Here is a 26,148-nt window from a genome sequence, read left to right on the forward strand (position 1 = left end):
TGACCATGAACAACTGCCTATCAACGTCCATCGGCACGATGGGCCTCGCTGTACTGAGCCTTGTACTCGTCGGTTGCAATCCGGCCGATGAACCCGCACCCGAAAATGGCACTGTCTCCGAAAGCGAAGAGCTTCAGGGCGAGGCTAATAGCGTGCAGACCTATACCACAGACGTGGAAGAGTCTATTGCGCCTATCGGGGACCGTTTGCCGGCGGATCCGGCCAGAACCGTTTTGATTCCAGCCACCTCATTGTTCCCGGGCACCACCGCGGTTGCCGCCGACCTGGCGAACCCTTATGCCGGCGATGAAAAAGCCATAGCTCGGGGGGAGCAGCACTTTGGCGCGTTCAACTGCAATGGATGCCACGCGCCATTGGGCGGAGGCGGAATGGGGCCGCCGTTGAGCGATGAGGTCTGGATCTACGGCGGAGAGCCGGGCCAAGTCTACCTCAGTATCCTGCATGGCAGGCCGGCCGGTATGCCCGCTTGGGGTTCGATGCTTCCCGAGAAAACAATCTGGGAGCTGGTTGCATATATAGACACCCTAGATGAAATAGAGAACTACGCCGCTAAAAAAGGTTTTGACGAAAATGTCGAAGGTTACCGAGAGATCGACTCCAGCGAATGATTCCGGCGCCGATCTCGGGAACCTGAGTCAAGCCCTTTCCCAGGTCTTTTCTCAATCTCCCCGGCCGCAAAGTCATCGTAAGCACACCGCAAGTCCCACGACAGCTGCAGGGCGTCAGGGCCTCAAGTACCTAACCGGGGGCACTTTCGTCCTGCTGCTGGCAGGATGCGGAGGCGACCAGTCAGCGCTTGCGCCGGCTGGCGCAGCCGCACGCGAAATCGCAACGCTCTGGTGGTGGATGTTTGGTGCCGCGACATTGATTTTTGCCGTGGTCCTGTTCCTCCTGCTATACGCGTCGCTGGTTCCTGCGGGGCGACGTCGTGCTGTGCCGCCACGCAAGTTGATCATCGGGGGAGGCATTGTTTTCCCGGTGATCGCGCTTTCCTTGCTTCTCCTGCTAGGTATCAATGTGGGTTCCAGCATGAGCGACTCAACACCAGCCGACACCCTGAAGATCAGAATTACCGGCTACCAGTGGTGGTGGGAAGCTGAATATTTTCTCGAGGGCGACGCGTCCAGCTTCGTGACCGCCAATGAGCTCTATCTTCCGGTCGGAAGACAGGCCGAGCTGATCCTTGAATCAGCGGACGTCATACACAGTTTCTGGCTACCAAAACTGGCCGGCAAAAAAGACCTCATTCCCGGCATGACCAATCGCCTGGTAGTCAATGCGGAGGAACCTGGCATATTCCGTGGCCAGTGCGCCGAGTATTGCGGTACCGCTCACACGAAAATGGCCTTCGCCGCGGTTGCGGTCTCCCCGGACGAGTTTGAGGCCTGGGCACTCAGGCAGAGTCAGCCCCAGCCCGACGAAATGAACGAGCACCCTGGCGCCCGGTTATTCAAGGAGAACGGCTGCGGGCTGTGCCACACCGTTCGTGGTCACGCCGCCCAAGGTAAAGAAGCACCGGATCTGACCCATGTAGGCAGCAGAAAGACTATTGCCGCGGGCGTACTGGAAATGACCCCCCGCAACGTGGCCCGTTGGCTCGCACATAACAATGAAATCAAACCGGGCAACAAAATGCCTGAGTACCAATACCTTGACCTCGGCAGTCGGCTTGCTATCGGCGACTATCTGGAGAGCCTCAAATGACCGAAACACGTCATAAGACTCGGCCCTATAACGAGCTGGCCACCGAGACAATAGGGACCGCTGCTGAAGCGCTCTTTGAGCGGACATGGGCAGCGCCTAAGGGGCTCCGCGCGCCGTCCGCCGTTAATAACTCGATCATCGGCCGGCGCTTTATCGTAACGGGTTTCGTGTTTTTCCTGATAGGCGGCATTTTTGCCCTGCTGATGCGCACCCAGCTGATGCTGCCGGAGAACGACTTTCTCTCGACCGAGCTCTATAACCAGTTCTTTACCATGCATGGTACGACGATGATGTTCCTGTTCGCCGTGCCCGTCATGGAAGCATTCGGTGTCTATCTTATCCCGTCCATGATCGGCAGCCGGGACCTCTGTTTTCCACGCCTGGGGGCGTTCGGTTACTGGTGCTACCTCTTTGGCGGCATCATGCTCCTGTCGAGCGCTCTCTTCGGCGCGATGCCCGATGCGGGCTGGTTCATGTATGTTCCGCTATCGACGAAAGAATTCTCGCCCCAGATCAATCAGGATTTCTGGCTTCTCGGCGTGACGTTCGTTGAGATATCGAGCATTGCCGGCGCGGTTGAGCTAATTACGTCCATTGTTAAATCCCGCGCTCCCGGGATGGCCCTCAGCCGCATGCCTATCTTCGCCTGGTACATGCTTGCGGTGTCATTCATGATCATCTTCGGCTTCCCGCCCCTGGTCCTGGGCAGCATCCTGCTGGAAGCCGAACGTGCGTTTGGGGTGCCATTCTTCGATGTCCAGCTTGGCGGCGACCCGCTCCTTTGGCAGCATCTTTTCTGGATCTTCGGCCACCCGGAGGTCTACATTATTTTTCTGCCTGCAGCAGGGCTCATCAGCGCAATGCTACCAGCGTTTGCCCGGAGCCGACTGATAGGTCACCACCTGATTGTACTCGCGGTTGTCGGCACAGCATTCCTCAGTTTCGGCCTGTGGGTTCACCATATGTATGCCACAGGCATTTCGCGCCTGGCGCTCTCTTTCTTTGCAGGCGCCAGCCTGGCGGTGTCCGTACCCAGCGGGATACAGGTATTTGCCTGGATTGCGACCATCTGGAACGGCAAACCGGTAATGCGTGTTCCCATGCTGTTTATCATCGGGTTCGTGGTCACTTTCGTTATCGGTGGCCTGACGGGCGTCATGGTCGCCATGGTACCTTTCGACCTACAGGCCCATGACAGCTATTTTGTCGTAGCCCATTTTCACTACGTGCTCATCGGCGGCATGGTATTCCCGCTTTTTGCAGCGCTAATCTATTACCTTCCGCGCGCGACCGGCCGCATGATGTCGGAAACCCTCGGCAAGTGGCACTTCTGGCTCTTCTTTATCGGCTTCAACGTTGCGTTCTTTCCCATGCACCTGACCGGTTTACTGGGCATGCCGCGGCGGGTAGCCAACTACCCCGAGGGTCTCGGCTGGAGCACCCTCAACATGGTGTCGACGCTGGGCTCCTACCTTCTAGCCGCGGGTGTACTTGTCTTTATCGTTAACTTCGTCTGGCACCTGCGCCGCGGGCGTCCTGCGGGGACCAATCCATGGGATGCACATGGCCTTGAGTGGTCTGGACGGACGCCAGTTCTTCCTTACAACACCCGCAGCACACCAAAGATTACGAGTTTATACCCGCTATGGGATCAGACTGAGTTATCTGAACGGATACAGGGTGCGCAGGAATATCTCCCAAAAGCCGAGGAGGGCAAACGGGAAATTCTGGGATCCTCCCCGGTTGATGCTGTGCCCGACCACGTAATGCGGTTACCGCATCCAACGTTTACGCCGCTTCTGGCCGCGATCGCAACCTCATTGATATTCGGCGGGCTCCTCGCATCTGTCTACTGGCTTTCAGGTGTCGGGCTCGCCGCTTTCTGTGTATTTCTTGCGGTATGGCTTTGGGACAATCTACCGGAGAAGCCCACCAAAGAGGTCGGGTACGGCCTGCACCTGCCGCTTGCTCCTGGCGACAATCGCGCAGCGGTATGGTTTGGCACAAATGTGTTCCTGCTGGTAGACCTTTCTGTCTTCCTGTCACTCATTTACAGCTTCTTCTATTTGTGGACCTCCGCCTCGACCTGGCCGCCGGTAGGTTATGAGCCACAGGCAGGGCCAGACATGGCGCTGTCCCTGGTGCTGACTCTGGTTTCGTTGGTCACCGCGGTAATGGCGAGAGCCGGTGCAGCCGCTTCCAGCCGGGTGATTACCCTGGGCGGGCTCGTGTTATCCATTGCGGTTAATGGGGCTCTGCTGTTCACGCTATTCCATGCCGGACTCGCGCTGGACTTTGACCTGAGGAGCAATGCCTACGGCGCATTGATCATGGCTTTCGGCATCTACTTTGGCCTACACATCCTGGTGCCTACCGGCTGCGCTTTGTTCGCGTGTGTGCGAGTTCTCGTAAGCGGAGTGCGACCAGACCAGAGCCTTTCAACCCGGATAACCGCGCTGTTCACCTATTACATGGTATTCGTTGGGCTCGTGGTAGCAGCGACGATCTATCTGTCACCTGACCTTCTGGGATCGTAACGATGACAGCCAAGCACAAGAATTCCAGCAACGCGCCGGGCTTTCCCGCCACCTTGGGCGGCTTTATTACCCCGCCGGCGGTGTGGGCGTTCTATTTTGTTTTTATCTATTCATTTCATGGTGTCGCGTGCACTGATGCGCTGGCCGGAGAGATTGGCGGGCTCGAGCTGGTCCCGGTCGCAGTTCTGCTCGCCTCTGCTGCGGCGCTTGCTGTGCACGTAACGGTGGGTTTCTGGTCGTGGAGGTTATGGCGGAAGATAAAAGCCGAAATGAACCCGACAGAAGATGCAGAACCGACGGGGCAGGCTCACTTTCTCGCTTATGCAGCTGCGCTGAACGCCGCTTTTTTTGCCCTGGCGACCATCTGGATCGGCGCCCCGATATTCTTGCTGCAGCCCTGCCAATAAAAGGCACGACAGCGTCGCACAGCGCTATCGTATTGTCCCGTTCGAGCAACTATTCGCGGATGAGCCGACCGGCGAGAACCAGTCCGCCGACGAGATAGAGCGCGCTCCCACCGACCGCCATCAGAATGCCGCCATACCTTTGGTCTTCCAGGCGTTCAGCGATAGTCTGACCGGTGTAGAGAAAGGGTTCATAGAGCAACTCCGGGCCGAGGGTCAGAAGGGCTCCCAAAAGCGTCATATGCATGAACGTCATCAGCATCGCCAGCGCCCCTGCCCCAGCCGCCAGCTTCGAGCGGCCGGCGAACGCGACCAGCCAGATCAACGTGCCTGCGGCAAGGAAGCTCAGCTGCTGAGCTACAAACAGGCTGTCGCTCAACGAGGCCGCCTTGTGAAGCATTGGTGCGTGCCAGCTCCAGACCACCAGCATCTCGAAGAGTGATGCGCCAATGGCCCAGGCAACCATGTTGCTCGTGGCCCACCGCGCCAGCCCCGCCTTGACCAGCCCAATACCCATTAAAGGACCAGCCAGGACCGCAACACCAAGGTGAAGAACCATATGCCAGGTGAAACTTGTAGCGCTCATTGCCGGCAGCGGGCCAAGCCAGAGTATAAGCAGCAAAAAACAAGAGACGGTGATCCAGGGAAGCGGCGACCCATAGCTGAAACGGCGGGGATACGGGTGGGGTTTAGCGATGACTACACCTGTCTCAGGCTAGTGAAGTGTGTTTAAAGTTTGTCCGCCGGCATAGACACAGGCATGAAGGATGATGCTTGCGCAGCGCCGGTTGACTCAGGAATGACTCGGCTTCGAGCGCCACTGCTGGGCGCCGAGGAAAATAAGCTGCAAGTGTCTTAAGGTCCTGTGCCGTATCTGATCCATTCGCTGGTCGTCGCCTGGTCTTACGCCCAGGATGTCGGTGAGCGAGAAAGCAACGGTGCGGGTCAGCAGGTCGCATATTAGCTCAAGGTCTGATTCGGTAACCTGAGCCAACTGGTTCATCGCCCTCAGGTCGTTCATCAGTTCGTGCACAAAGAACCGCATTTCGCTACGGATGCCCTCACGAATGGTGCGGGTTTCCCCCGCCAGACCCTGCATCATAAACCGGAAAAAAGCCGGGTTGGTCAACACCTGATCCATAAAAAGGTTGATGGAGTCGGCCATCAGTCGCTCTGCATGGGGCGCCTGTTCCCTCGCCTCTCGCATCATACGCCGGAGAACGAGACCGAGCTCGTCCACCAACTGCAGACCCAGATCGTCCATGCTTTTGAAATGCCGATAAAACGCCGTTGGCACTACGTTGGCCTGACGCGCGACTTCCCGAATGCCAAGAGAGGCAAAGTGTCGTCCCTCGCCAACCAGCGAAAGCGCCGCTTCCATAAGCGCCTCACGGTTGGCCCCGCGCTTGCGGCGAGGCTGAGGCTGAGGCTGTGACTTGAGCGCAGCTACAGAATGCATGCTGGATTGCGTCATTTCATCGGTCCTTCATAAGAGCATGCTACAAGTGTACACAATTACAGTGTCGCAGGCACAGTCCCGTAAATTACGGAGGCACCGGCGCCTTGATGCCGCTCAGACCCAGAGCTGGCGCCAGCGAAACGGGAACCGCTAAGCACTTTTAAGAAGTAGTAACAAAATACACCTTACTGTCAGTGTACAAGCGTACACTTAACCACTATAGTGATCTCAATAGTGCACAACCGTACACAAGGGGGCGAGAATGCTTTCGAAGGCCATACCCAAGCAGATATTCACAGCCAACCGCTGGCTCAACCGCCAGCTGTGGCAGCAAGACTCGCCTGCTTTCTTCATTGACCCGCTGCTTGAGAGCATTAACCCGATGTGGGTGCGCGGCCAGGTTCGTGCTCAGGTCGTAAAGGTGCGCTCGGAAACGCCTGACACCCGTACGTTCACCCTGCGCCCCAGCAAGCGCTGGAAAGGCTTTGAAGCAGGTCAGCACGCCAGCGTTACGGCAGAAATAAAGGGCGTGCGGCAGACCCGGACCTTCAGCCTCTCCTCGGGTCCCGAAAGGTTCAAGCGGGATGGCTTGATCACATTTACGATCAAGCGTATTGAGGACGGTCGGGTGACGCCATGGTTGCACGAGCAACTGAAGCCGGGCGATGTAGTGGGACTAAGCGAAGCGTTCGGTGAGTTCACCCTGCCCCGCGATAAGACTCCTCTGTTTTACCTGGCCGGGGGCAGCGGCATAACGCCGATCCTGTCTCATCTGGAGTCTCTCGCAGCGAGCAATGACACCCGGGAAATTGGTTTTGTCTACATGGTGCGGGATCGGGAACACCTGATCGCCGCGAACCGGATTGAATCACTTCAGAGCCGGCTGTCGGGTCTCAAAGTGCATATCATCTACACCAACCACCGGGAGAAGACGCCAGCTTTGGCCGCGGCAGATGTCCGTAAAGTTGCCGAATCACTGGCACAGGTGGAGGGCTACCTGTGTGGGCCGATCGGTTTGCTGGATTACGTGCGCCCTGTTCTTGACAAACTCGGCGCGCGACCGGATCACTTCCACCAGGCGCTGTTCACCCCGCCAGTGGTACAGGTTGAGGACGGCGGTGCGGGTAGCCTCGTTCGGGCCGGTACCGGAGAGGTTATGGAAGGAGACGGCAAGTCTACCCTTCTGGAAATCGCTGAACAGGGCGGGCTTAAACCAACCCACGGCTGCCGTCAGGGCGTATGCCGGCAGTGTTCATGCAAGAAAACCAGCGGGGTTGTCATGAACCGTCTCAACGGCCAATTGTCCGGCCCTGGTGAAGAGACGATCCAACCCTGCATCAGTTTGCCGCAGGGTGCCGTGACACTGGAATTGTAGTGGCCCGCAGGCGTTCGCGCCTTGCAGGCAGTATTTAGCTTTTCAAGGGCATTCAATGCCGGAACAAAGCGATGTACTTAGCGAAAACGTAACTGGCAACAGTCAACGTACCCAGCAACAGACAAGGCACCTGGCATTACAGCGTGCCTGGAAACATACTCAGCAACGTACCGATGCAATCAAGGAGGCGTTATGACACGTCCGAGCCCAGAACAACTCGATTATTTAGCTCAATCCCTGGACGAGCTGCGGGAGCGTACTGTAGCCGACCTTGGTGAACGCGACGCAGAGTACATTCGCGGTATGATTCGTTTGCACCGCAAACTGGAAATCGGCGGTCGGCTTCTGATTCCATTCAGCCTGACCCCGATCGGCTTCACCGCCGGCGTGATGTCGCTCTCACTGGCGAAGATCATTGAGAATATGGAGATTGGACACAACGTCATGCACGGTCAATATGACTGGATGAACGATGCCAATCTCAACGGCAAGAACTACGAGTGGGACACCGCGTGCGATGGCGACTCGTGGCGTGTGACTCACAACTTCGAGCACCATACTTATACCAACATCCTTGGCAAAGACCGGGACTACGGTTATGGGCTGCTGCGCCTCACCGGTGAGCAGCGCTGGAGACCGCGGCGTCTGCTGCAAACCTTCGATTACGTCATGCTGAGCGCTTTCTTCCAGTGGGGCGTGGCACTGCACGAGATGGAATTCGACCGCGTCATGGCGGGCAAAGTGCCGCTGTCGGAAAAGAAGGAAATGCTCAAGCAATTCGCCAAGAAAGGCAGTCGCCAGCTGTTCAAGGACTATGTATTCTATCCCTTGCTCACGGCGCCCTTGGCCCCGAAAGTCATCGCCGGCAACTTCCTCGCCAACCTGAACCGTAACCTGTGGGCGTCAACCATTATCTTCTGCGGGCACTTTACAGAAGATGCGCAGACGTTCACCCGGGCAGAGTGCGAGAACGAAACCCGTGGTGAGTGGTATTATCGCCAGATGCTGGGTTCCAGCAACTTCACCGGTGGGCGCTGGCTACACGTTATGTCCGGCCATCTGAGTTATCAGATCGAGCACCATCTGTTCCCGGACATTCCGGCACACCGTTATCCCGAGATGTCCGTTACGGTCCGCAAGCTGTGCGAGGAACTGGGCATAACCTATAACTCTGCGCCATTCCTCAAGCAGTACGGCACCGTGCTCAAGCGCATTGTCCGCCACTCGTTTCCTGGACCTTCGCCAGAGGCGACAGCACCGGCGAGCCAGAACAACGTGCTCAAGCTGGCCGACGCGGCCAAAGCCAAGGGCCGCCAGCTATTTCCAAGCATGGATGCGGCAGCACGGCGTTTTCGCAATCTGACTGGTCAGGCTGAGGCCTCATAGCAGAGCCCAAGGTCAGAGCACAAGCGCTGCCATGATGGGTATGTAGACGAGCGCAAACATCGTGCTCAAAAGAGTGGTGCCCGCGGTCTGCCGCGGGTGCAACTCCAGCAGCGTGGCGAAAACCACCGTATTCGCCGCGATTGGCATGATCGACATGAGAAACAGTGAACGGTAGATCTGCGGGTCGTAAATGCCTGGCCCTGCAGTATCAATTGCCCAGGCAAAGGCTACCAATGCCGGCCACGCCAGGAACTTACCAGTGAAAGCCAGCGCGGTAAAACGCCGGTCCCCTATCCAGCCTCCAATCGAACCGATCCCCATCCCGATAATCATCATGCCCAGGACCGAGTAGGCACCACGAAGGTTGTCAAACAGCGGCTGCATAAAACCGGGAATGCCCAGTTCCATCAGGTTAAGCGCGGCGGCCACCAGAAAGGCATAGACCGAAGGCAGACGGAGCACCCGCTGGAAGCATTCCCGCGCGGGAAATCGTCCCCTGGCCGCGATGTAGAATCCCAGCGAGTTCTCATAGAGTGTCGTGCCGAGCATGCAGATTATATAGATCGACATGCCCTCCTGGCCGAATAACAGCAGCGCCACCGGTATTCCAAAATAACCCGTGTTCCCGGTGCAGGTCGCAAGGGAAAGAATATTGGCGCGTTCGTCCCCAAGCCACCTGTGGCCCGTCCGCAGAAAAATCTGACCAATAACCGCGCACGCGAGCCATACCAGCAACGGCAGCATAAGCACGCCGGCTGAAAGCGGCGCGATAATGACGCCCCCGAAGATGACCGAAGGCGTCAGAATGTAGAGCATCAGATTCGCAATATTGCGACCACTCACGTCCAGATAGCGCGCGGCAACCCAGCCCAATGCAACGGTGGCATAGAGCGGAAGCATTTTGAGCAGTAGAGGAAAAACCGTATCCATCGCAGACCTGGAAAAAGCCGGGAATAAGTCGTCTGGCGCAGTCTACCACCGGCCATGAACAGGTAAGGCATTTCGTGTCATCCAGATCTGAGGTTTGCGGCCGGCACTGGGCTGTCGTCCTTTCCGGGTAATCCAGCACGTCCAGCGGTATACTGCTTCCCTTGCAAACGCCTGTCGCGCAAGCCGCAAGCCCCGGGTAAAGCGCACGCACAAAATACCTGACTAAAATAGTCTGGTATTGTACAATGCCGCTTAAAACCAAGGTTAGCCACCCTATAAAAAACAGCGCCAATGCCCGTCGGAGTACGCAGGGTTAGAGCGCAGCCCCGGTTCTGGCCGGGACCTGTACATACTGGGCCTGGAGCGTACGGGTGAATTTTAGATCCTATGAGAAAACGGAGCGACGAGCATGGCCAACGCAGGTAATCAAGTCGACGAGCTTATCAGAAGCGAATACGAGCACGGCTTTGTCACCGACATCGAGGTGGATACCTTCGAGCCCGGTCTGAGCGAAGACGTCATCCGCCGACTCTCAGCAATCAAGGGCGAACCCGAGTTCATGCTGGAATGGCGCCTTAAAGCTTATCGCAAATGGCTGGAAATGGACGAGCCCGACTGGGCCCATGTGCAGTACCCGCCAATCAACCCGAACGATATCTCATACTACTCCGCGCCCAAGTCTCAGAAAGACGGCCCGAAAAGCCTGGACGAGGTCGATCCGGAGCTTTTGCGCACCTACGAGAAGCTCGGTATTCCCCTGCACGAACGCGCCGCCCTGGCTGGCGTCCGGGACGTCGCGGTCGATGCTGTGTTCGACTCGGTGTCGGTTGGCACGACCTTCAAAAAACGCCTGGCCGAAGCCGGAGTGATTTTCTGCCCGATCTCCGAAGCAGTCCATGAGCACCCTGAACTGGTCAAGAAATACCTCGGCACCGTTGTGCCCAGCGGCGACAATTACTATGCCGCGCTGAATTCGGCTGTTTTCAGCGATGGCTCGTTCGTCTACATTCCCAAGGGCGTTCGGTGCCCGATGGAATTATCGACTTACTTTCGCATCAACGCAGCGAATACCGGCCAGTTCGAGCGCACCCTGATCATCGCGGATGAAGGCAGCCACGTCAGCTACCTGGAAGGCTGCACCGCGCCCATGCGCGATGAGAACCAGTTACATGCAGCAGTGGTGGAACTGGTTGCCCTGGACGACGCCCAGATCAAGTACTCGACCGTGCAGAACTGGTATCCGGGCGATAGCGAAGGTAAGGGCGGCATTTACAACTTTGTGACCAAGCGCGGCGCCTGCCGTGGACGCAATTCACACATCTCCTGGACGCAGGTCGAAACCGGTTCCGCGGTAACCTGGAAATACCCCAGCTGTGTGCTCCAGGGCGATAACAGCGTTGGCGAGTTCTACTCCGTCGCTCTGACCAACAACTATCAGCAGGCCGATACCGGCACAAAGATGATCCATCTGGGCAAGAACACGCGCAGTACAATCATCTCAAAGGGTATCTCAGCTGGCCGCAGCAACAATACCTATCGCGGCCTGGTCCGCTTTGGCCCTGGCGCCGAGGGCGCGCGCAATTTCACCCAGTGCGACTCGCTGCTGATCGGCGACCAATGCGGCGCCCATACGTTCCCCTATATCGAGAGCAAGAACCAGAGCGCCACGCTTGAGCACGAAGCAACGACCTCCAAGGTCAGCGACGAACAGATGTTCCTCTGCCGTCAACGCGGTATTGAGCCGGAACAGGCCGTGTCCATGATCGTGAATGGCTTCTGCAAGGAAGTGTTCAAGGAGTTGCCCATGGAGTTTGCCGTGGAAGCAGGCAAGCTTCTGGAAGTCAGCCTTGAAGGCTCCGTGGGCTAAACCCCAAGGGCGATCAGAACCTGTATCAAAGATCCGTTCAGAGAGAGATTGCAACGCATGCTGAGTATCAAGAACCTCCACGCCACCGTTGACGGCACCCCGATTCTCAAAGGCATCAACCTGGAGATCAAACCGGGTGAAGTCCACGCGATCATGGGTCCCAACGGCTCCGGAAAAAGCACCTTGTCCCAGGTGCTGGCCGGCCATGAGGCTTTTGAAGTCACCGCCGGCCAAGTGTTGATGAATGGCGAAGATCTTCTCAGCAAGGAAATCGAAGAGCGCGCTCGCGACGGACTGTTCCTGGCTTTTCAGTATCCGGTCGAAATCCCCGGCGTCAGCAATATCCAGTTCTTGCGCACCGCGGTAAACTCGGTTCGCAAACATCGCGGTGAGCCGGAGCTGGACGCTGTCGGCTTTATGAAACTCGCCAAGGAAACCGCCAAACGGGTCGACCTGGACATATCATTCCTGAAACGCGGCGTTAACGAAGGCTTCTCCGGCGGCGAGAAAAAACGCAACGAAATTATGCAGATGATGCTGCTGGAACCGCGCCTGGCCATCCTTGACGAGACTGATTCGGGTCTGGACATCGACGCACTGAAAACCGTTTCCGAAGGCGTCAACGCCAACCGCTCCCCAGACCGGTCCTTTCTGGTGGTGACACACTATCAGCGCTTACTGTCCTATATCATCCCGGACTATGTGCACGTGCTCGCCGGCGGCCAGATCATCAAGTCCGGCGGTCGTGACCTGGCGCTTGAGCTGGAAGATAAAGGCTACGGCTGGCTCGGCATTAACGAAGCGGCTGCGAGCTGAGGGAGGCGTTCATGAAGCCAGCACCAACTCTGCCGGCGGCGTTTCTGGCCCGGAACGGCCAGCACCTGCCTGCTCCTCTGCAAGCGCTGCAGCACTCGCGCGGACAATCACTTCAAGGCATGCCGCTACCGACGCGCAAAACCGAAAACTGGAAATACTCCAGCCGCTATCTGTCTTTTGACGAGGCGCTAGCGCCGACGCTTGCCCAAAGCAAAGACAGCGACGCAGCTGTAATGACGACGCCGGTGTCGGGTTACCGCATTGTGATTCGCAACGGGCGAGTTGATCAGTCGGCTTCGGAATTTCCCGACAGCGCCGGCCTGCGCGTGACCCCGTTCAGTGAGCTGAGCAACGAGGATGCCCAGAAGCTTGCGGAAAGGCTCGATCATAGCCTCGACACTGCCACCACTCAGATGGCCCGGCTCAACACAGCCCGGCTGGAGGACGGCGTCTTTATTGCGGTGGCAAAAGATACCGAGGTCGACCGGCCCGTTTACATACAAGTTTTCACCGACACCGATTCCGGACAACAGGGTTCAGTGTACCCGCGCGTTATGGTCGAGATGGGCGCTTTCAGCAAGCTGACGCTGGTGGAACAGTATGACGCTGGTGGCGACGGCTCCTGTCTAGTCAATGCAGTGACCGAAGCCAATCTCGGCGATAGCGCCAACTTGACCTACATCCGTCTTACGCTGGAGCCGGAAACCATCCGCCATATTGGCGCGACCGGCATTAGACTGGGCGCCAACAGCCGCTTCGAGAGTCACTGTATCGGCTTTGGCGGGGTTCTGCGCCGGCATGATCTGCAGGTCCGCTTTGAAGCGCCGGGGGCTGAGTGCTCTCTCAATGGCGTCGCGGTGACCCAGAATAGCCAGCACTACGACAACCATACGGTGCTCGAGCATCTGGCCGGGCATTGCAACAGCGAAGAAACCTATCGCTGCATGGCGGCCGGCAAGTCCCACAATATATTCAACGGGCGCATTCACATCCACCGGGACGCCCAGAAAACCAACGCCCAGATGAGCAACAAGAACCTGTTGCTTTCCGCCGAGGCAGAGATTGATACCAAGCCCGAGCTTGAAATCTACGCGGATGACGTCAAGTGTGCCCATGGGGCCACGGTCGGCCGCCTGGATCCTGAAGCGCTATTTTACTTGCTCGCGCGGGGAATTGCCCGGGATGAGGCCCGCACACTTTTGAGCATGGGCTTTATCAACGAAATCGTGGCCAGGATACCCCTCGAAGACGTTCGCGAGCGGGTCGACCAGCGCCTTGCGGGATTCATCCAGAACAACCTTATTGAGGACTGAGCTACCATGACTGACGCTGCCCAAGCCGCTCGAGCAACAGCGCCGGGAAGGGTCCTGGATATCGACCGCATCCGGGCCGATTTTCCGATTCTTGCCGAGAAGATCAACGGCAAACCGCTGGTCTATCTCGACAACGCGGCGTCAGCGCAGAAACCGATTGCCGTCCTGGACGCGATGGACCACTACTACCGCACATCCCACAGCAACGTGCACCGCGGGGCCCACACCCTCGGCGATCGTGCTACAACAGCCTACGAAGGCGCGCGTGAAACCGTTCGGGCATTCATCAACGCCGGCAGCACGCGCGAAATTGTCTGGACCCGCGGCACGACCGAAGCGCTGAACATCGTGGCCAGCGGATTGGCAAAAGAGCTGAAGTCCGGCGATGAGATCCTCGTCAGCCACATGGAGCATCACGCCAATATCGTGCCCTGGCAGATGGTTTGCGAACGGACCGGCGCCAAACTGCGGGTGATCGACGTTAACGACCGTGGCGAGCTGGATCAGGACAGTTTTGAGCAGCAGCTGAACGATCGCACCCGCGTACTGAGTGTGGCTCACGTTTCCAACGTGCTTGGCACCATCAACCCAGTGCGCGACATGATCGCCAAAGCACGGGCCCATGGTGCCATCACCGTGCTCGACGGCGCCCAGGCGGTGCCGCACATGAAGGTTGACGTACGGGAGCTGGACTGCGACTTCTACGCGTTTTCGTCGCATAAACTGCTGGGACCCACTGGCATTGGGGTGCTGTATGGCCGGGAAGCGGTCCTCAAGGATTTGCCGCCATATCAGGGCGGTGGCGAAATGATCGAACGGGTAACGTTCGAAAAGACAACCTGGGCTGACCTCCCCCACAAGTTTGAAGCGGGAACACCGGCGATTGCAGAAGCTGTAGGGCTCAAGGCTGCTATCGAGTACATGGAGGGCCTCGACCGAGAGCTGATCGAAGCGGCCGAGAAAGCGCTTCTCGAGCGTGCCAGAGAACTGGTACACACAGTGCCGGGCATGACCATAATGGGCACAGCAGCACACAAGGTACCGGTCTTTTCGTTCCAGATTGCCGGGCTGCATTCCAGCGATATCGGTACGTTGCTCGATCAGCAGGGCATCGCTATCCGTACCGGCAATCATTGCGCCATGCCGCTTATGGCCCGATTCGGCGAAAGTGGATCAGCCCGGGCTTCGTTTGCTTTCTACAATACCCTGGATGAAGTTGACCAGCTCTTCAGCGCCCTGGCCAAGCTCCAGCGCCTGTTTGCCGGGTGAAGAACATCCAGACTAATGCTCAACAGAGGGGTCGCACATGACTGCAGAAGCTTTCACACCGCAGCGCGGCGTAAAGATGACGCCGGAAGCGGTCGCCCACACCCAGAAACAACTGAGTAAGCGCCCAGATGCGCTTGGCATTCGCCTGGGCGTCAGAAAAAGTGGCTGTTCCGGGTTCAAATACGAAACAGACTGGGTTGATCAACCCGAAGCCGAGGACGAGATCTTCGAAATGGCCGACGGGGTTAAAGTCTTCGTCCGGCGCAAGGATCTGCCCGTGGTGAACGGGACAGAGATCGACTACATCACGGAAGGTCTGAACTCAATGTTCTATTTCCGTAATCCTAATGCCACTGCTGAGTGCGGTTGCGGAGAAAGCTTCGCGGTTATCTGATCTAGCCGTGATTCCCAGATAAAGGTACAGGAACAGATTTCGATGCAAGAACGGGAAGTGGTGCTCACCAAACGCGAAGTCGAAGGTCGTCTGGTGCCGTCCGGCACGGAAATCATGATCCCGTCGGACACCTTCGTGACTATCACCCAGTCCCTGGGCGGTAGTTTCACGGTAGCGGTCAACGGCAACCTCGCCCGGATAGAGGGGCACGACGCCGATGCGCTGGGCAAGCAACCCCTTCAGAGCAGCTTTGAGACGCCGGCAGACGGCTCCGTTAACGAAAACCAGGTCTGGGAAGCGCTACGCAATTGCTACGATCCCGAAATTCCGGTCAACGTTGTCGACCTGGGACTGATCTACGAGTGTGCCATCATGCAGAAGACAGACCAGCCTGGTGACCCTGAGAACAAGGTTCACATTCTGATGACCCTGACCGCGGCCGGTTGCGGCATGGGACCGGTCATCGCTGATGACGTGAAACGCAAGGTCGAGAACGTTCCCAATGTCGACAAGGTTGAAGTTGAGCTCACCTTTGATCCGCCCTGGAACAACGATATGCTGACTGACGAGGCAAAACTGGAATTGGGCATGCTCTGAGCCCCACCCTGATCTGGCGCCCCTTATCGTCAATCCGTCTTCACCCGACCTGCAAGCGAGCCATGACAGCCAACAACGAATTTACCAGCACCGAACTCGGCACCGACGTGCAGCTTGACGACGTCATGGAAGCCTTTGAGGTACTCGATGACTGGGAGGACCGTTACGCCTACATTGTCGAGCTTGGCCGAAAGCTGCCGCCCTTTCCTGCCGCTGAACGGACTGAAGAGAACTTTGTGCAGGGCTGTCAGAGCCAGGTCTGGCTCACCCATTTCCGCGAGCCCGACACGGGCAAGCTGTTCTTTCTCATCGAAAGCGACGCGATTATTGTCAAGGGCCTGGCGGCGATTGTGCTGGTCGCGTTGAACGCCCGGACGCCGGACGAGGTGCTTGCGGTGGATGTGGATGAGGTATTTAAGCGCATTGATCTTTTTCGGCATATTTCCCCGACTCGGGGGAATGGCTTGAGAAGTATGGTGGGGCGGATTCAGGGCGTTGCCGCCCAGGCTTAAAGTCACTTTTTTGGGGCTGCTGAGCTGCTATTACGAACTTCTACAGATACCCTTCCGTATCTGAGATGGGCCTTTCCTTTTCTAGGAAAAACAACAGCCACTGACTAAGGCTTTCGTCCATCGCCTGCGGCGCTGACCGAGTCACTTCGTTGGCAATAGCACCAAAGAAGTAACCAAGAAAGTGCCACCCCGCTGCGCTGCCCCTCGTACCGAGGGGTCCTCTGCGCTCCTCACCGCGCGAAGGCGCCCTCTAAACTCGCTGCGCTCAGACAACGAGGTCGCTTTATCTTCGCGCGGCTCCGGTGCTCGACAGCTTAGAGGGGATTGGGCGTTGGCTGAGGAACCGGAGAAAAGTTTAAAAATCTGGACAGATGCTTGAGCACAACTGCCAAAGCAATTTTTTCTTTACCTGTTACCTTGCACCAAGCTGACTCCCACTCCCTCCCCCTCTGAACTGGCGAGCATCGCAGCAGGCCGGGGATCAGCGGGCTCGTTGTCTGAGCGCAGCGAGTTTAGAGCACGCCCCCGGCCTGCGAGAAGCACAGCGAACCGCTTGCAAAGCAAGCGGCAGGAAGGGGGTGGCGTTTTCTTGGTTACTTCTTTGTCGCTACTGACAAAGAAGTGACTCGGTCAGCGCCAAAGGCGATGGACGAAAGCCTTAGTCAGTTGCAGTGGCAGTAAGTGTTGCAAACTCAGCCGCTGCCAAGCACAAAAACCCCCAACCTGACTTCCACTCCCTCCCCCTCTAAACTGGCGAGCATCGCAGCAGGCCGGGGATCAGTGCGCTCGTTGTCTGAGCGAAGCGAGTTTAGAGCGCACCCCCGGCCTGCGAGAAGCACAGCGAACCGCTTGCGCAGCAAGTGGCAGGAAGGGGGTAGCGTTTTCTTGGTTACTTCTTTGTCGCTACTGACAAAGAAGTGACTCGGTCAGCGCCAAAGGCGATGGACGAAAGCCTTTTCTTTATCTTTGGCTCTATCCCAAGCCAAGGATTGGCGCAACGAGCCCCGTCACATCATCAACTCCCGCATATCCTCCAGCAACCGCTTCAACAACGTCGTAAAGCGCGCCGCCTCAGCCCCATTAATAGCCCGATGATCATAGGACAAAGACAGCGGCAACATCAGTCGGGGCACGAATCCATCTCCCTCCCATACCGGCTTCATGCTGGCCTTGGAAACCCCAAGAATCGCCACCTCAGGGCTATTAACGATCGGCGTGAACGCCGTGCCACCAATACCGCCAAGGCTGGTGATGGTAAAGCACGCGCCCTGCATCTCAGCGGGTTTAAGCTTCTTGTCCCGAGCTTTGGCCGCCAGATCCTGGGCTTCACTGGCCAACTCCCAGATGCCTTTTTTGTCGACATCCCGAATCACAGGAACCACGAGCCCGTTCGGGGTATCCACTGCGATGCCAATATGGATGTAATGCTTCTCGATGACTTCGCGCTTATCCATATCGAGCGAGACGTTGAACACCGGCTGTTCCCGCAGAGCATAGGCACAGGCCTTGAGAATGAACGGCAGGGGCGTGATCTTGATGCCCTGTTTCTCCCCTGCGGCCTTCTGGCTCTTGCGGAACGCTTCCAGGTCGGTGATGTCGGCGTCCTCAAACTGGGTGACGTGGGGCACGTTAAGCCAGCTACGTTGCATGCTGTCGGCGGTCAGGCTGTGCATGCGGCTCATGGCGCGGCGCTTAACTTCGCCGAACTGGCTGAAATCCGGCAGTTTCACGCCTGGGATGCCACCGCCCGTGCCCGTCGCGACGCCACCCTGGGTTTGCTTGAGCTGCTGTTTGACGTAGCTCTGGACATCCTCTTTGAGGATGCGCTGTTTTGGGCCACTGCCTTTGACTTGCGGCAGGTTAACGCCCAGTTCGCGGGCGACTTTACGTACGGCCGGGCCGGCGTGTACGCGGGCTCCAGCAGCGGCTGTTTCCTCCGGTTCGGATGAGTCTGCTTCGGTTTCAGGTCGCGCTTTCTCATCGGCTGACTGAGTCGGCTTTTTCTTCGGAGGCTCTTCCTTACGATTTTCTGTCTCGGGTTGATCCTCATCGCCCGCGTTGCCTTCATCGCTTTCGACGCTCATCTCCAGCAATGCATCGCCTTCGCTGACGGTGTCTTCAACCTTGACCAGCAGCTTCCCAATTTTTCCGGCAAAGGGAGAGGGCACTTCCATGCTGGCTTTATCGGATTCCAGCGTAACGAGCGGATCATCGACGGCGACCGTGTCGCCCTCTTTAACCTGAATCTCGATAATGGGCACGTCTTTCGATCCACCGATATCAGGGACCTTTACGGTTTCCTGCTTCGACGTTTTTGCCGCCTTTTCAGGGGCCTCGGCTTTGGCTGGCTTATCTTCAGCTTCGTTTGTGCCGCGCGACTCTGACTCGGTTTCTCCAGGTTGATCCGCAACGTCACTATCGGCCGGATCCTTGCCCGAAGCATCTTCAGCAGACGATTCCTCACCCTCGGTATCGATCATGCCGACAAGGTCGCCTTCCTTGATCTTGTCGCCGACCGCCACTTTCAGCTCACGGATAGTGCCACCCATGGGCGAAGGGAGATCAACCGTTGCCTTGTCGGACTCCACCACCAGGATGGGATCTTCTGCCGCGACGGTGTCGCCGACCTGCACACTGACTTCGATCACCTCAACCTCGTCTGAACCACCGAGGTCGGGGACGCGAATTTCTTCTTTGCTCATCGCTTTTCCTCCGTGAACCTCAGCTTAAAAGAGGGTTGGGCTTGTTGCGATCGATACCATACTGGCGCATGGCCTCAAGTACTTTGTCGCGTTCCATCTCGCCATCTTCAGCAAGCGCCGACAGTGCGGCAACGACCACGTGGTATCGGTCGACTTCGAAGAACGAGCGTAGCTTTTCCCGGGTGTCACTGCGGCCGTAGCCGTCAGTGCCCAAGACGGCGTAGCGGGCTGGCACGAAAGCACGAATCTGATCGGCAAACAGTTTGATGTAATCCGTAGAGGCGATAACCGGTCCCTGTTTGTCCTGGAGGCATTGGGTTACGTAGGGCACACGCGGTTTGTCGTCGGGATGAAGCCGGTTCCACCGGACCACGTGTTGGCCGTCACGGGCAAGTTCATTGAAGCTTGTGGCACTCCAGATATCGCTGGATACACCAAAATCATCCTTCAGCAACTGTCCGGCGGCACGCACCTCATTAAGGATGGAACCACAGCCCAGCAACTGAACGCGCGGACCTTTTTTCTTGCCCTTACCGCCGGCTTCGACGCTCTCGAACGGATAAAGCCCTTTGATAATGCCTTCTTCGGCACCTTCAGGCATTGCGGGATGGGCGTAGTTCTCGTTGAGCAGAGTGATGTAGTAGTAGACGTTCTCGTTGTCTTCATACATCCGCTTCATGCCGTGCTGCACAATGACAGCCACTTCGTAGGCGTATGTCGGATCGTAGGATACGCAGTTAGGCACCGTGCCGGCGAGAATGTGGCTGTGCCCATCCTGGTGCTGCAGGCCTTCGCCGTTCAGCGTAGTACGCCCGGAAGTGCCTCCCAGCAGAAAGCCCCGCGCCTGCATGTCGCCTGCTGCCCAGCATAGGTCGCCTACGCGCTGGAAACCAAACATCGAATAGAACAGATAGAAGGGAATCAGCGGATAGTCGTTACTGCTGTAGGAGGTCGCGGCGGCCATCCAGGCGGACATTGCGCCGGCTTCGGTGATACCTTCCTCCAGAATCTGGCCCTGCTTGTCCTCGCGGTAGTACATGATCTGGTCGCGGTCCTGTGGCGTATATTTCTGCCCTTCGGACGTGTAGATCCCCATCTGCCGGAACAGCCCTTCCATGCCGAACGTACGAGCTTCATCGGGAACGATCGGCACGACCCGCTTGCCGATGCGCTTGTCCTTGACCATGGCATTGAGCATGCGCACAAAGCCCATGGTTGTCGAGATTTCGCGGTCGCCGCTGCCATCGAGTACGGTTTTGAAGAGTTCAAGGTCCGGCGTCTGCAACGGCTGGCTGGCCTTGCGTCGCTTGGGATAGTTGCCACCGAGATCGCGCCTGCGCTTTTGCATATAGACCATTTCGGGCGAGTCGGGCGCGGGGCGGTAGTAGGGTATTTCTTCTATCTCGTCATCTGATATCGGCACGCCGAACCGGTCGCGGAATGCTTTTACCGTGTCCATGTCCAGTTTCTTGAGCTGGTGCGCTACGTTCTGGGCCTCGCCGGCCTGCCCAAACCCATACCCCTTGATGGTATGGGCGAGAATAACCGTGGGCTGACCTTTCTGTGTCGTGGCCTGGTGATAGGCGGCATAGACCTTGTAGGGGTCGTGCCCGCCCCGGTTCAGTCTGGCAATGTCGTCGTCGGAGAGGTCTTTGACCAGCTCCTCCATTTCGGGGTAGCGACCAAAGAAGTGCTTACGCGTGTATGCCCCGCCATTGCTCTTGTAGTTCTGCAGGTCACCATCGACGATCTCGTCCATGGCACGCTGCATCACACCTTCTTTGTCCTGCTCAAACAGCGGGTCCCACTGGCGGCCCCAGACTACTTTGAGCACGTTCCAGCCGGCGCCCCGGAAGATGCCTTCCAGCTCCTGGATAATCTTGCCGTTACCGCGAACCGGGCCGTCCAGCCGTTGCAGGTTGCAGTTGACCACGAATATCAGGTTGTCGAGTTTCTCCCGCCCGGCCAACCCGATAGCCCCCAGCGACTCAGGCTCGTCGCATTCGCCGTCCCCCAGGAAGCACCAGACTTTTCGGTCACCCATCTCGATCAGTTCCCGGCTGTCCAGGTACTTCATGACATGAGCCTGGTATATCGCCTGGATCGGGCCGAGCCCCATGGAAACCGTCGGAAACTGCCAGTAGTCCGGCATCAGCCAGGGGTGCGGATAAGATGAAAGCCCTTCACCATCAACTTCGGAACGGTAGTTATCCAGCTTGTCTTCGTCGAACTGGCGCTCCAGGTACGAGCGCGCGTAGATACCCGGTGCCGAGTGGCCCTGGAAGTAGACCAGGTCGCCTTCCCGCTTCTCGTCGCCGCCATGGAAGAAGTAGTTGAAACCCACATCGTAAAGCGTCGCCGCTGAGGAGAAAGACGATACGTGCCCGCCGAGATCACCCGGCTTCTTGTTGGCTCGCAGCACCATCGCCATGGCGTTCCAGCGGATCAGGGACCTGATGCGCCGCTCCATGAAAAGGTCGCCGGGCATTCGGGCTTCGCGGGCAGCGGGTATGGTATTCCTGAAAGGTGTCGTCAGAGTAAAGGAGGTAGCCCCTCCTTCACGCGTAGCGCGTTCCGACAGCTGGCTCAAAAGGAAACGCGCCCGGTCGATACCCTCGACCTCGATCACGGACTCTAGCGCTTCGATCCACTCTCGGGTTTCGGTCGGGTCGTCATCCTTCTTCATGGGCATCTCCTTAGCAGAAACCGGGCAAGGTCTGGCGGCGCCAGGCGGCGTTCGCCGTTTTCCATCAGCGTATGTGGCTTGCCGGTCAAGGGCAAACCCCAGGCCCGAAAGTTAACACTATCTCATGTACAATTCCTGTCCCGTTTACGCGCGTGGGGTCAGCAATTGGTATTAGAGGCCGGGCCACCCAGAGCCCCTCCTGCACCCCGAGTTCGACCAAGTCCAAACCCTTCGCATGGGTATGGAGGCACTACCTTCGGGCCATATTGCTTTGTCAGCGATGTTGACGTCGGTGAACTGATGGAGCAGATGGCGCTGATGACCCGACTGGTGACCAGCGGCAAACGCCTGGCCGACTATACGAACTCAAGCCCGCCTTTGGAGAAAAGAAGTTTTTTTGAGGGTGAGTACCAGCAAATGAAGCTCGGCAATGCCTGAAACAGTAGTCCTGCTCACGCAGGACTACTTCCCGCTTTTCAAACGGATCATTTCAAGCGGGGCTTCGATCAGTACATCAGCGTGAACAGTTTGCGTCGATACTGGCGAACATCTGGGTCATCGTTGCCCAGCAGGTCAAAAAGTTCTACCAGCGTAGCTCGCGCCGCGCCGTCAGCGTAATTACGATCCTTGCGTAAGAGGCTCAGGATCAGCTCCATAGCCTTGGCATTCTCGCCTTTCAACACCCAGTGCAACGCCAGCTGGTAACGCGCCTCGAAGTCTTCGGGGTCAGCCTCTATGCGGGCCTGCAGCTCTGCTACCGGCGGCAGCTGACCGGCTCGCTCGGCGAACTTGATGCGGGCCGCCAGTTGCCGGGCGTGGGCGTTGAACGTTTCTTCCTTGGGCAGACCTTCGAGGATCACCCGGGCCTCGGCTACTTCGCCCTGCTCGACTTTTATCAGGGCGATGTCAATAAGGACAGCCTTGTCTTCCGGATTCGCCTGGTTGATCTCGGTGAGCAGCGCCAGAGCCTGATCCAGTTGGCCTTCTTCCCACAGAGTTTTGGCCTGATCACGGGGACTCATAGGCGGCTTATCGATGTGGGGCTCAAGCTTCGCGCGAATTTCACTCTCGGGTATGACGCCGCTGAACTCATCCACGAGCTGGCCATTCTTGACGATTTTGACACTGGGCAGACTGCGCACTCCGAGGTGAGCCGTCAGCTGTTGCTGTTCGTCGGCGTTAACTTTGGCCAGGCGAAATCCACCTTTGAACTCATCCGCCAGCTTCTGCAGGATTGGCATGAGCTGCTTACAGGGCGCGCACCACTCGGCCCAAACGTCCACAACTACCGGCACCTGGCTGGAGGCGTCGATGACGTCGGTCTGGAAATTCTCCAGCGTGGCGTCGAATACATAAGTCTCAGCCATTTTTAGCGGTCTCCTGATTCACGTTATCCTGAAAGGTATGGGCATGAGGGGTCGGCTTCAAGCCAGGGACAGATGATTACACAAAACTGGCCTTGAAAGGGACGGGGCCGGGACTTCCGGTTGATTTAGCGAAATTCGGCTTCACATATAGGCAAAACCCAGCCTATATGGCGGAACTCCTGCCTGGGGCTGAAAGATCCGGATGCGGGATGGCAACGGGTCAAGATCACCTATCAATACAGTGGGCCTATGACAGAGCAGAACGATAATATCGAGTTTATCGGCCGCGAGGACGGCACAGTAAAAACGCCACGCGGCCTCGCTTTGCCAGACCAATCTCTTCCTAAACGGCTCTATATCCTCCCGGTCAATGGCCGGCCATTTTTCCCGGCACAGGTGCAGCCGGTCGTGGTCAACCAGAACCCCTGGGAGGAAACCCTCAATCGCGTTGCCGCCACGGATCACAGTGTTGTTGGCCTGAGCTATGTGGAACACCCACCCAAGGACAGTCATGCCGGGCCTGAGGATCTGGCGCTTCACGGTTGTGCCGTGCGGATCCACCACGCAGCAAAGGAAAACGGCAAGATCCAGTTTATCGCCCAGGGCATACGCCGGTTTCGGGTCGTGCACTGGCTGAAGCGCACGCCCCCTTACCTTGTAGAGGTCGAGTATCCGGAGGAGCCCCGCGAGCACCAGGACGAGCAGAAGGCCTATACGCTGGCAATCATCAACTCCATCAAGGAGCTGCTGCGTGCCAACCCTCTCTACGGCGAAGAGGTCAAAAACTACCTGTCCCGTTTTGGTCCGGAAGACAGCTCGCCACTGACGGACTTCGGGGCCTCCATGACCAGCGCCAAAGGGCCGGAACTGCAGGAGATTCTCGACACCGTCCCGCTGCTCAAGCGCATGGAGAAGACGCTTCTACTGCTGCGTAAAGAGCTCGAGGTTGCCCAACTGCAGGCGCAGATCAACGAGGAAGTGAACGACAAAGTCCAGAAGCACCAGCGCGAATTCTTCCTGCGTGAGCAGCTCAAAATTATCCAGCGCGAGCTGGGCATCGCCAAGGATGACAAGACAGCCGATGCCGACAGCTTTCGCGAGCGGATGGCGAAGCTGTCGCCGCCAGAACACGTACTGGGCAGGTTTGATGATGAGTTGCAGAAGTTATCTGTGCTCGAGCAGGGGTCGCCTGAGTATGGCGTGACCCGCAATTACCTCGACTGGCTCACCAACGTGCCCTGGGGGCAATACTCCAACGATCACCTCGACCTTAAACTGGCGCGAAAGACGCTCGACCAGGACCACGACGGTCTGGGCGATATCAAGGAGCGTATTATCGAGTTCCTCGCCGAGGGTGCCTATAAAGGCGAAATGTCCGGCTCGATCCTGCTCCTGGTCGGCCCGCCGGGTGTGGGCAAAACCTCGATTGGGCATTCAATCGCCTCTGCCCTTGGCCGCAAATTCTACCGCTTCTCGGTCGGGGGCATGCGCGACGAGGCTGAAATCAAGGGCCACCGCCGCACTTACATTGGCGCGATGCCCGGAAAATTCGTTCAGGCGCTCAAGGATGTCCAGGTTTCAAATCCGGTCATCATGCTGGATGAAATTGACAAGATTGGCTCGTCTTACCAGGGCGACCCGGCGTCAGCTCTGCTGGAGGCGCTGGACCCGGAACAGAACAGTGAATTTCTGGATCACTACCTCGACACGCGGCTGGACCTGTCGAAGGTGCTTTTCGTCTGTACCGCGAACCAGCTCGATACCATACCCCGGCCATTGCTGGACCGTATGGACACCATCCGGCTTTCCGGTTACATCACCGACGAAAAACTGGCCATTGCCAAGCATCATCTGTTCCCGAAATTGTTGAAACGGGCCGGCCTGCGCAAGAAGCAGATGAACATCACCGATGCTGCACTCAGGCAGGTCATTGAAGGTTACGCCCGCGAGGCAGGCGTAAGGAACCTTGAAAAAATGCTGCACAAGATTCTCCGCAAGGGCGTCGTCAAACTGCTCGAAGGCGAAGAGTCCAGCATTCGCATTGGTATAAAGGATCTGCAGGACTACCTCGGTCAGCCGTTATTCCGCCGGGATCGCGCCCTGCGCGGGATTGGTGTGGTCACCGGGCTGGCCTGGACATCCATGGGCGGCGCCACGCTAGGCGTGGAGGCGGCGCGGATTCATAGCCAGAACCGCGGATTCAAATTGACCGGCCAGCTCGGCGATGTGATGAAGGAGTCGGCCGAGATTGCCTATAGCTATGTATCGTCCCATCTTAAGGATTTCCGTGGGGACGCAGCCTTCTTCGACAAGTCCTTCGTCCACCTCCACGTGCCCGAAGGAGCGACTCCCAAAGACGGGCCCAGCGCCGGCGTAACCATGGCCACAGCGCTGGTATCCCTGGCGCGGCGGGAAGCTCCGCATATTCCGGTCGCGATGACGGGAGAGTTGACACTGACCGGGCAGGTTCTGCCCGTTGGCGGTATCCGCGAGAAAGTGATCGCAGCCAGGCGCCAGAAAATAGCCACATTGATTCTGCCTGAAGCCAATCGGGGCGATTTTGAGGAGTTACCGGAGTATCTCCGGGAGGGACTAACGGTGCATTTTGCCCAACATTATTCCGATGTATACCGGGCCTGCTTTGAGGATAAAGCCAAACGGCGCACGGTTGTCCATTGAGCAATGGTCCGCCACCGGCAGACCAGTTGAGGCGAATACGCATAATCGCGTATGGAGTCAAGCAGATGCATTTGTAAACTGGACTCATTCAAGCGCGGCAATGCCGCCGTTCTCAGCATCCATCGCTGAA

Annotated in this window: 21 protein-coding genes; 15 read left to right on the top strand and 6 right to left on the bottom strand. The window is 57.6% G+C overall.

The annotated features are described in order from the left end of the window. The first annotated feature begins 5 nt into the window (after positions 1 to 5). The 4 genes from soil367_RS13445 to soil367_RS13460 are packed head-to-tail and all read left to right on the top strand — an operon-like array spanning position 6 to position 4,669. On the top strand, positions 6 to 629 hold the full coding sequence (locus soil367_RS13445) for a c-type cytochrome (protein ID WP_136549579.1): 624 nt from the start codon (positions 6 to 8) through the stop codon (positions 627 to 629). After that, the gene (gene coxB, locus soil367_RS13450) at positions 592 to 1,725 is read left to right on the top strand and encodes a cytochrome c oxidase subunit II (protein WP_136549580.1); all 1,134 of its coding nucleotides are present in this window, start codon (positions 592 to 594) and stop codon (positions 1,723 to 1,725) included. Before soil367_RS13445 ends, coxB begins: the two co-directional genes overlap by 38 nt. Then, the gene (gene ctaD / locus soil367_RS13455; RefSeq protein WP_136549581.1) at positions 1,722 to 4,262 is read left to right on the top strand and encodes a cytochrome c oxidase subunit I; all 2,541 of its coding nucleotides are present in this window, start codon (positions 1,722 to 1,724) and stop codon (positions 4,260 to 4,262) included. Before coxB ends, ctaD begins: the two co-directional genes overlap by 4 nt. Positions 4,263 to 4,264: 2 nt before the next feature. Continuing rightward, positions 4,265 to 4,669 carry a hypothetical protein gene (locus tag soil367_RS13460; RefSeq protein WP_136549582.1) on the top strand — a complete coding sequence of 135 codons (405 nt, stop codon included), beginning with the start codon at positions 4,265 to 4,267 and terminating at the stop codon, positions 4,667 to 4,669. 49 nt (positions 4,670 to 4,718) lie between these two features. Here soil367_RS13460 and soil367_RS13465 read toward each other — a convergent pair whose 3' ends face one another. After that, entirely contained in the window at positions 4,719 to 5,363 is a 645-nt protein-coding gene (locus soil367_RS13465; RefSeq protein ID WP_136549583.1) for a cytochrome c oxidase assembly protein, read from the bottom strand. Positions 5,364 to 5,459: 96 nt separating this feature from the next. Next, entirely contained in the window at positions 5,460 to 6,140 is a 681-nt protein-coding gene (locus soil367_RS13470) for a TetR family transcriptional regulator (protein ID WP_246065310.1), read from the bottom strand. Between the two features lie 247 nt (positions 6,141 to 6,387). On the opposite strand from soil367_RS13470, the gene soil367_RS13475 reads away from it, so the two are divergent. Beyond that, positions 6,388 to 7,500 carry a ferredoxin reductase gene (locus soil367_RS13475; RefSeq protein WP_136549584.1) on the top strand — a complete coding sequence of 371 codons (1,113 nt, stop codon included), beginning with the start codon at positions 6,388 to 6,390 and terminating at the stop codon, positions 7,498 to 7,500. 192 nt (positions 7,501 to 7,692) lie between these two features. After that, complete coding sequence (locus tag soil367_RS13480) at positions 7,693 to 8,886, top strand: fatty acid desaturase family protein (protein ID WP_136549585.1); 1,194 nt, start codon at positions 7,693 to 7,695, stop codon at positions 8,884 to 8,886. A 12-nt stretch (positions 8,887 to 8,898) separates the two neighbouring features. Here the strand turns inward: soil367_RS13480 and soil367_RS13485 are convergent, their stop codons facing one another. Continuing rightward, entirely contained in the window at positions 8,899 to 9,816 is a 918-nt protein-coding gene (locus soil367_RS13485) for an AEC family transporter (RefSeq protein ID WP_136549586.1), read from the bottom strand. A 409-nt stretch (positions 9,817 to 10,225) separates the two neighbouring features. Between soil367_RS13485 and sufB the strand changes: the two genes are divergently transcribed. The 7 genes from sufB to soil367_RS13520 all read left to right on the top strand — a co-directional run bounded on the left by sufB (position 10,226) and on the right by soil367_RS13520 (position 16,584). Beyond that, on the top strand, positions 10,226 to 11,683 hold the full coding sequence (gene sufB, locus soil367_RS13490) for a Fe-S cluster assembly protein SufB (RefSeq protein ID WP_136549587.1): 1,458 nt from the start codon (positions 10,226 to 10,228) through the stop codon (positions 11,681 to 11,683). A 57-nt stretch (positions 11,684 to 11,740) separates the two neighbouring features. Further along, positions 11,741 to 12,499, top strand: a complete 759-nt coding sequence (sufC, locus tag soil367_RS13495) for a Fe-S cluster assembly ATPase SufC (protein ID WP_136549588.1) — start codon at positions 11,741 to 11,743, stop codon at positions 12,497 to 12,499. A gap of 11 nt (positions 12,500 to 12,510) precedes the next feature. Further along, entirely contained in the window at positions 12,511 to 13,812 is a 1,302-nt protein-coding gene (gene sufD / locus soil367_RS13500; protein WP_136549589.1) for a Fe-S cluster assembly protein SufD, read from the top strand. 6 nt (positions 13,813 to 13,818) lie between these two features. Beyond that, a complete protein-coding gene (locus soil367_RS13505) occupies positions 13,819 to 15,081 on the top strand; it encodes an aminotransferase class V-fold PLP-dependent enzyme (protein ID WP_136549590.1) in 1,263 nt (420 codons plus the stop codon). 37 nt (positions 15,082 to 15,118) lie between these two features. Then, on the top strand, positions 15,119 to 15,475 hold the full coding sequence (locus tag soil367_RS13510) for a HesB/IscA family protein (RefSeq protein WP_136549591.1): 357 nt from the start codon (positions 15,119 to 15,121) through the stop codon (positions 15,473 to 15,475). 42 nt (positions 15,476 to 15,517) lie between these two features. After that, complete coding sequence (sufT, locus tag soil367_RS13515; protein WP_136549592.1) at positions 15,518 to 16,072, top strand: putative Fe-S cluster assembly protein SufT; 555 nt, start codon at positions 15,518 to 15,520, stop codon at positions 16,070 to 16,072. Positions 16,073 to 16,134: 62 nt separating this feature from the next. Next, positions 16,135 to 16,584, top strand: a complete 450-nt coding sequence (locus soil367_RS13520; protein WP_136549593.1) for a SufE family protein — start codon at positions 16,135 to 16,137, stop codon at positions 16,582 to 16,584. 1,007 nt (positions 16,585 to 17,591) lie between these two features. Here soil367_RS13520 and aceF read toward each other — a convergent pair. Both aceF and aceE read right to left on the bottom strand, forming a co-directional pair. Further along, positions 17,592 to 19,286: a dihydrolipoyllysine-residue acetyltransferase gene (gene aceF / locus soil367_RS13525; protein WP_136549594.1), complete on the bottom strand. Its 1,695-nt coding sequence runs from the start codon at positions 19,284 to 19,286 to the stop codon at positions 17,592 to 17,594. A gap of 19 nt (positions 19,287 to 19,305) precedes the next feature. Then, positions 19,306 to 21,972, bottom strand: coding sequence for a pyruvate dehydrogenase (acetyl-transferring), homodimeric type (gene aceE / locus soil367_RS13530; protein WP_136549595.1), 2,667 nt, complete (start codon positions 21,970 to 21,972; stop codon positions 19,306 to 19,308). A gap of 300 nt (positions 21,973 to 22,272) precedes the next feature. On the opposite strand from aceE, the gene soil367_RS18840 reads away from it, so the two are divergent. After that, positions 22,273 to 22,410: a hypothetical protein gene (locus soil367_RS18840; RefSeq protein ID WP_172962350.1), complete on the top strand. Its 138-nt coding sequence runs from the start codon at positions 22,273 to 22,275 to the stop codon at positions 22,408 to 22,410. A 68-nt stretch (positions 22,411 to 22,478) separates the two neighbouring features. Here soil367_RS18840 and soil367_RS13535 read toward each other — a convergent pair whose 3' ends face one another. Then, a complete protein-coding gene (locus soil367_RS13535; protein WP_136549596.1) occupies positions 22,479 to 23,339 on the bottom strand; it encodes a thioredoxin family protein in 861 nt (286 codons plus the stop codon). A 249-nt stretch (positions 23,340 to 23,588) separates the two neighbouring features. Between soil367_RS13535 and lon the strand changes: the two genes are divergently transcribed. Beyond that, positions 23,589 to 26,018, top strand: a complete 2,430-nt coding sequence (gene lon, locus soil367_RS13540; RefSeq protein ID WP_136549597.1) for an endopeptidase La — start codon at positions 23,589 to 23,591, stop codon at positions 26,016 to 26,018. Positions 26,019 to 26,148 lie beyond the last annotated feature (130 nt).

This window comes from Hydrocarboniclastica marina, assembly GCF_004851605.1.
GTDB classification, from domain to species: domain Bacteria; phylum Pseudomonadota; class Gammaproteobacteria; order Pseudomonadales; family Oleiphilaceae; genus Hydrocarboniclastica; species Hydrocarboniclastica marina.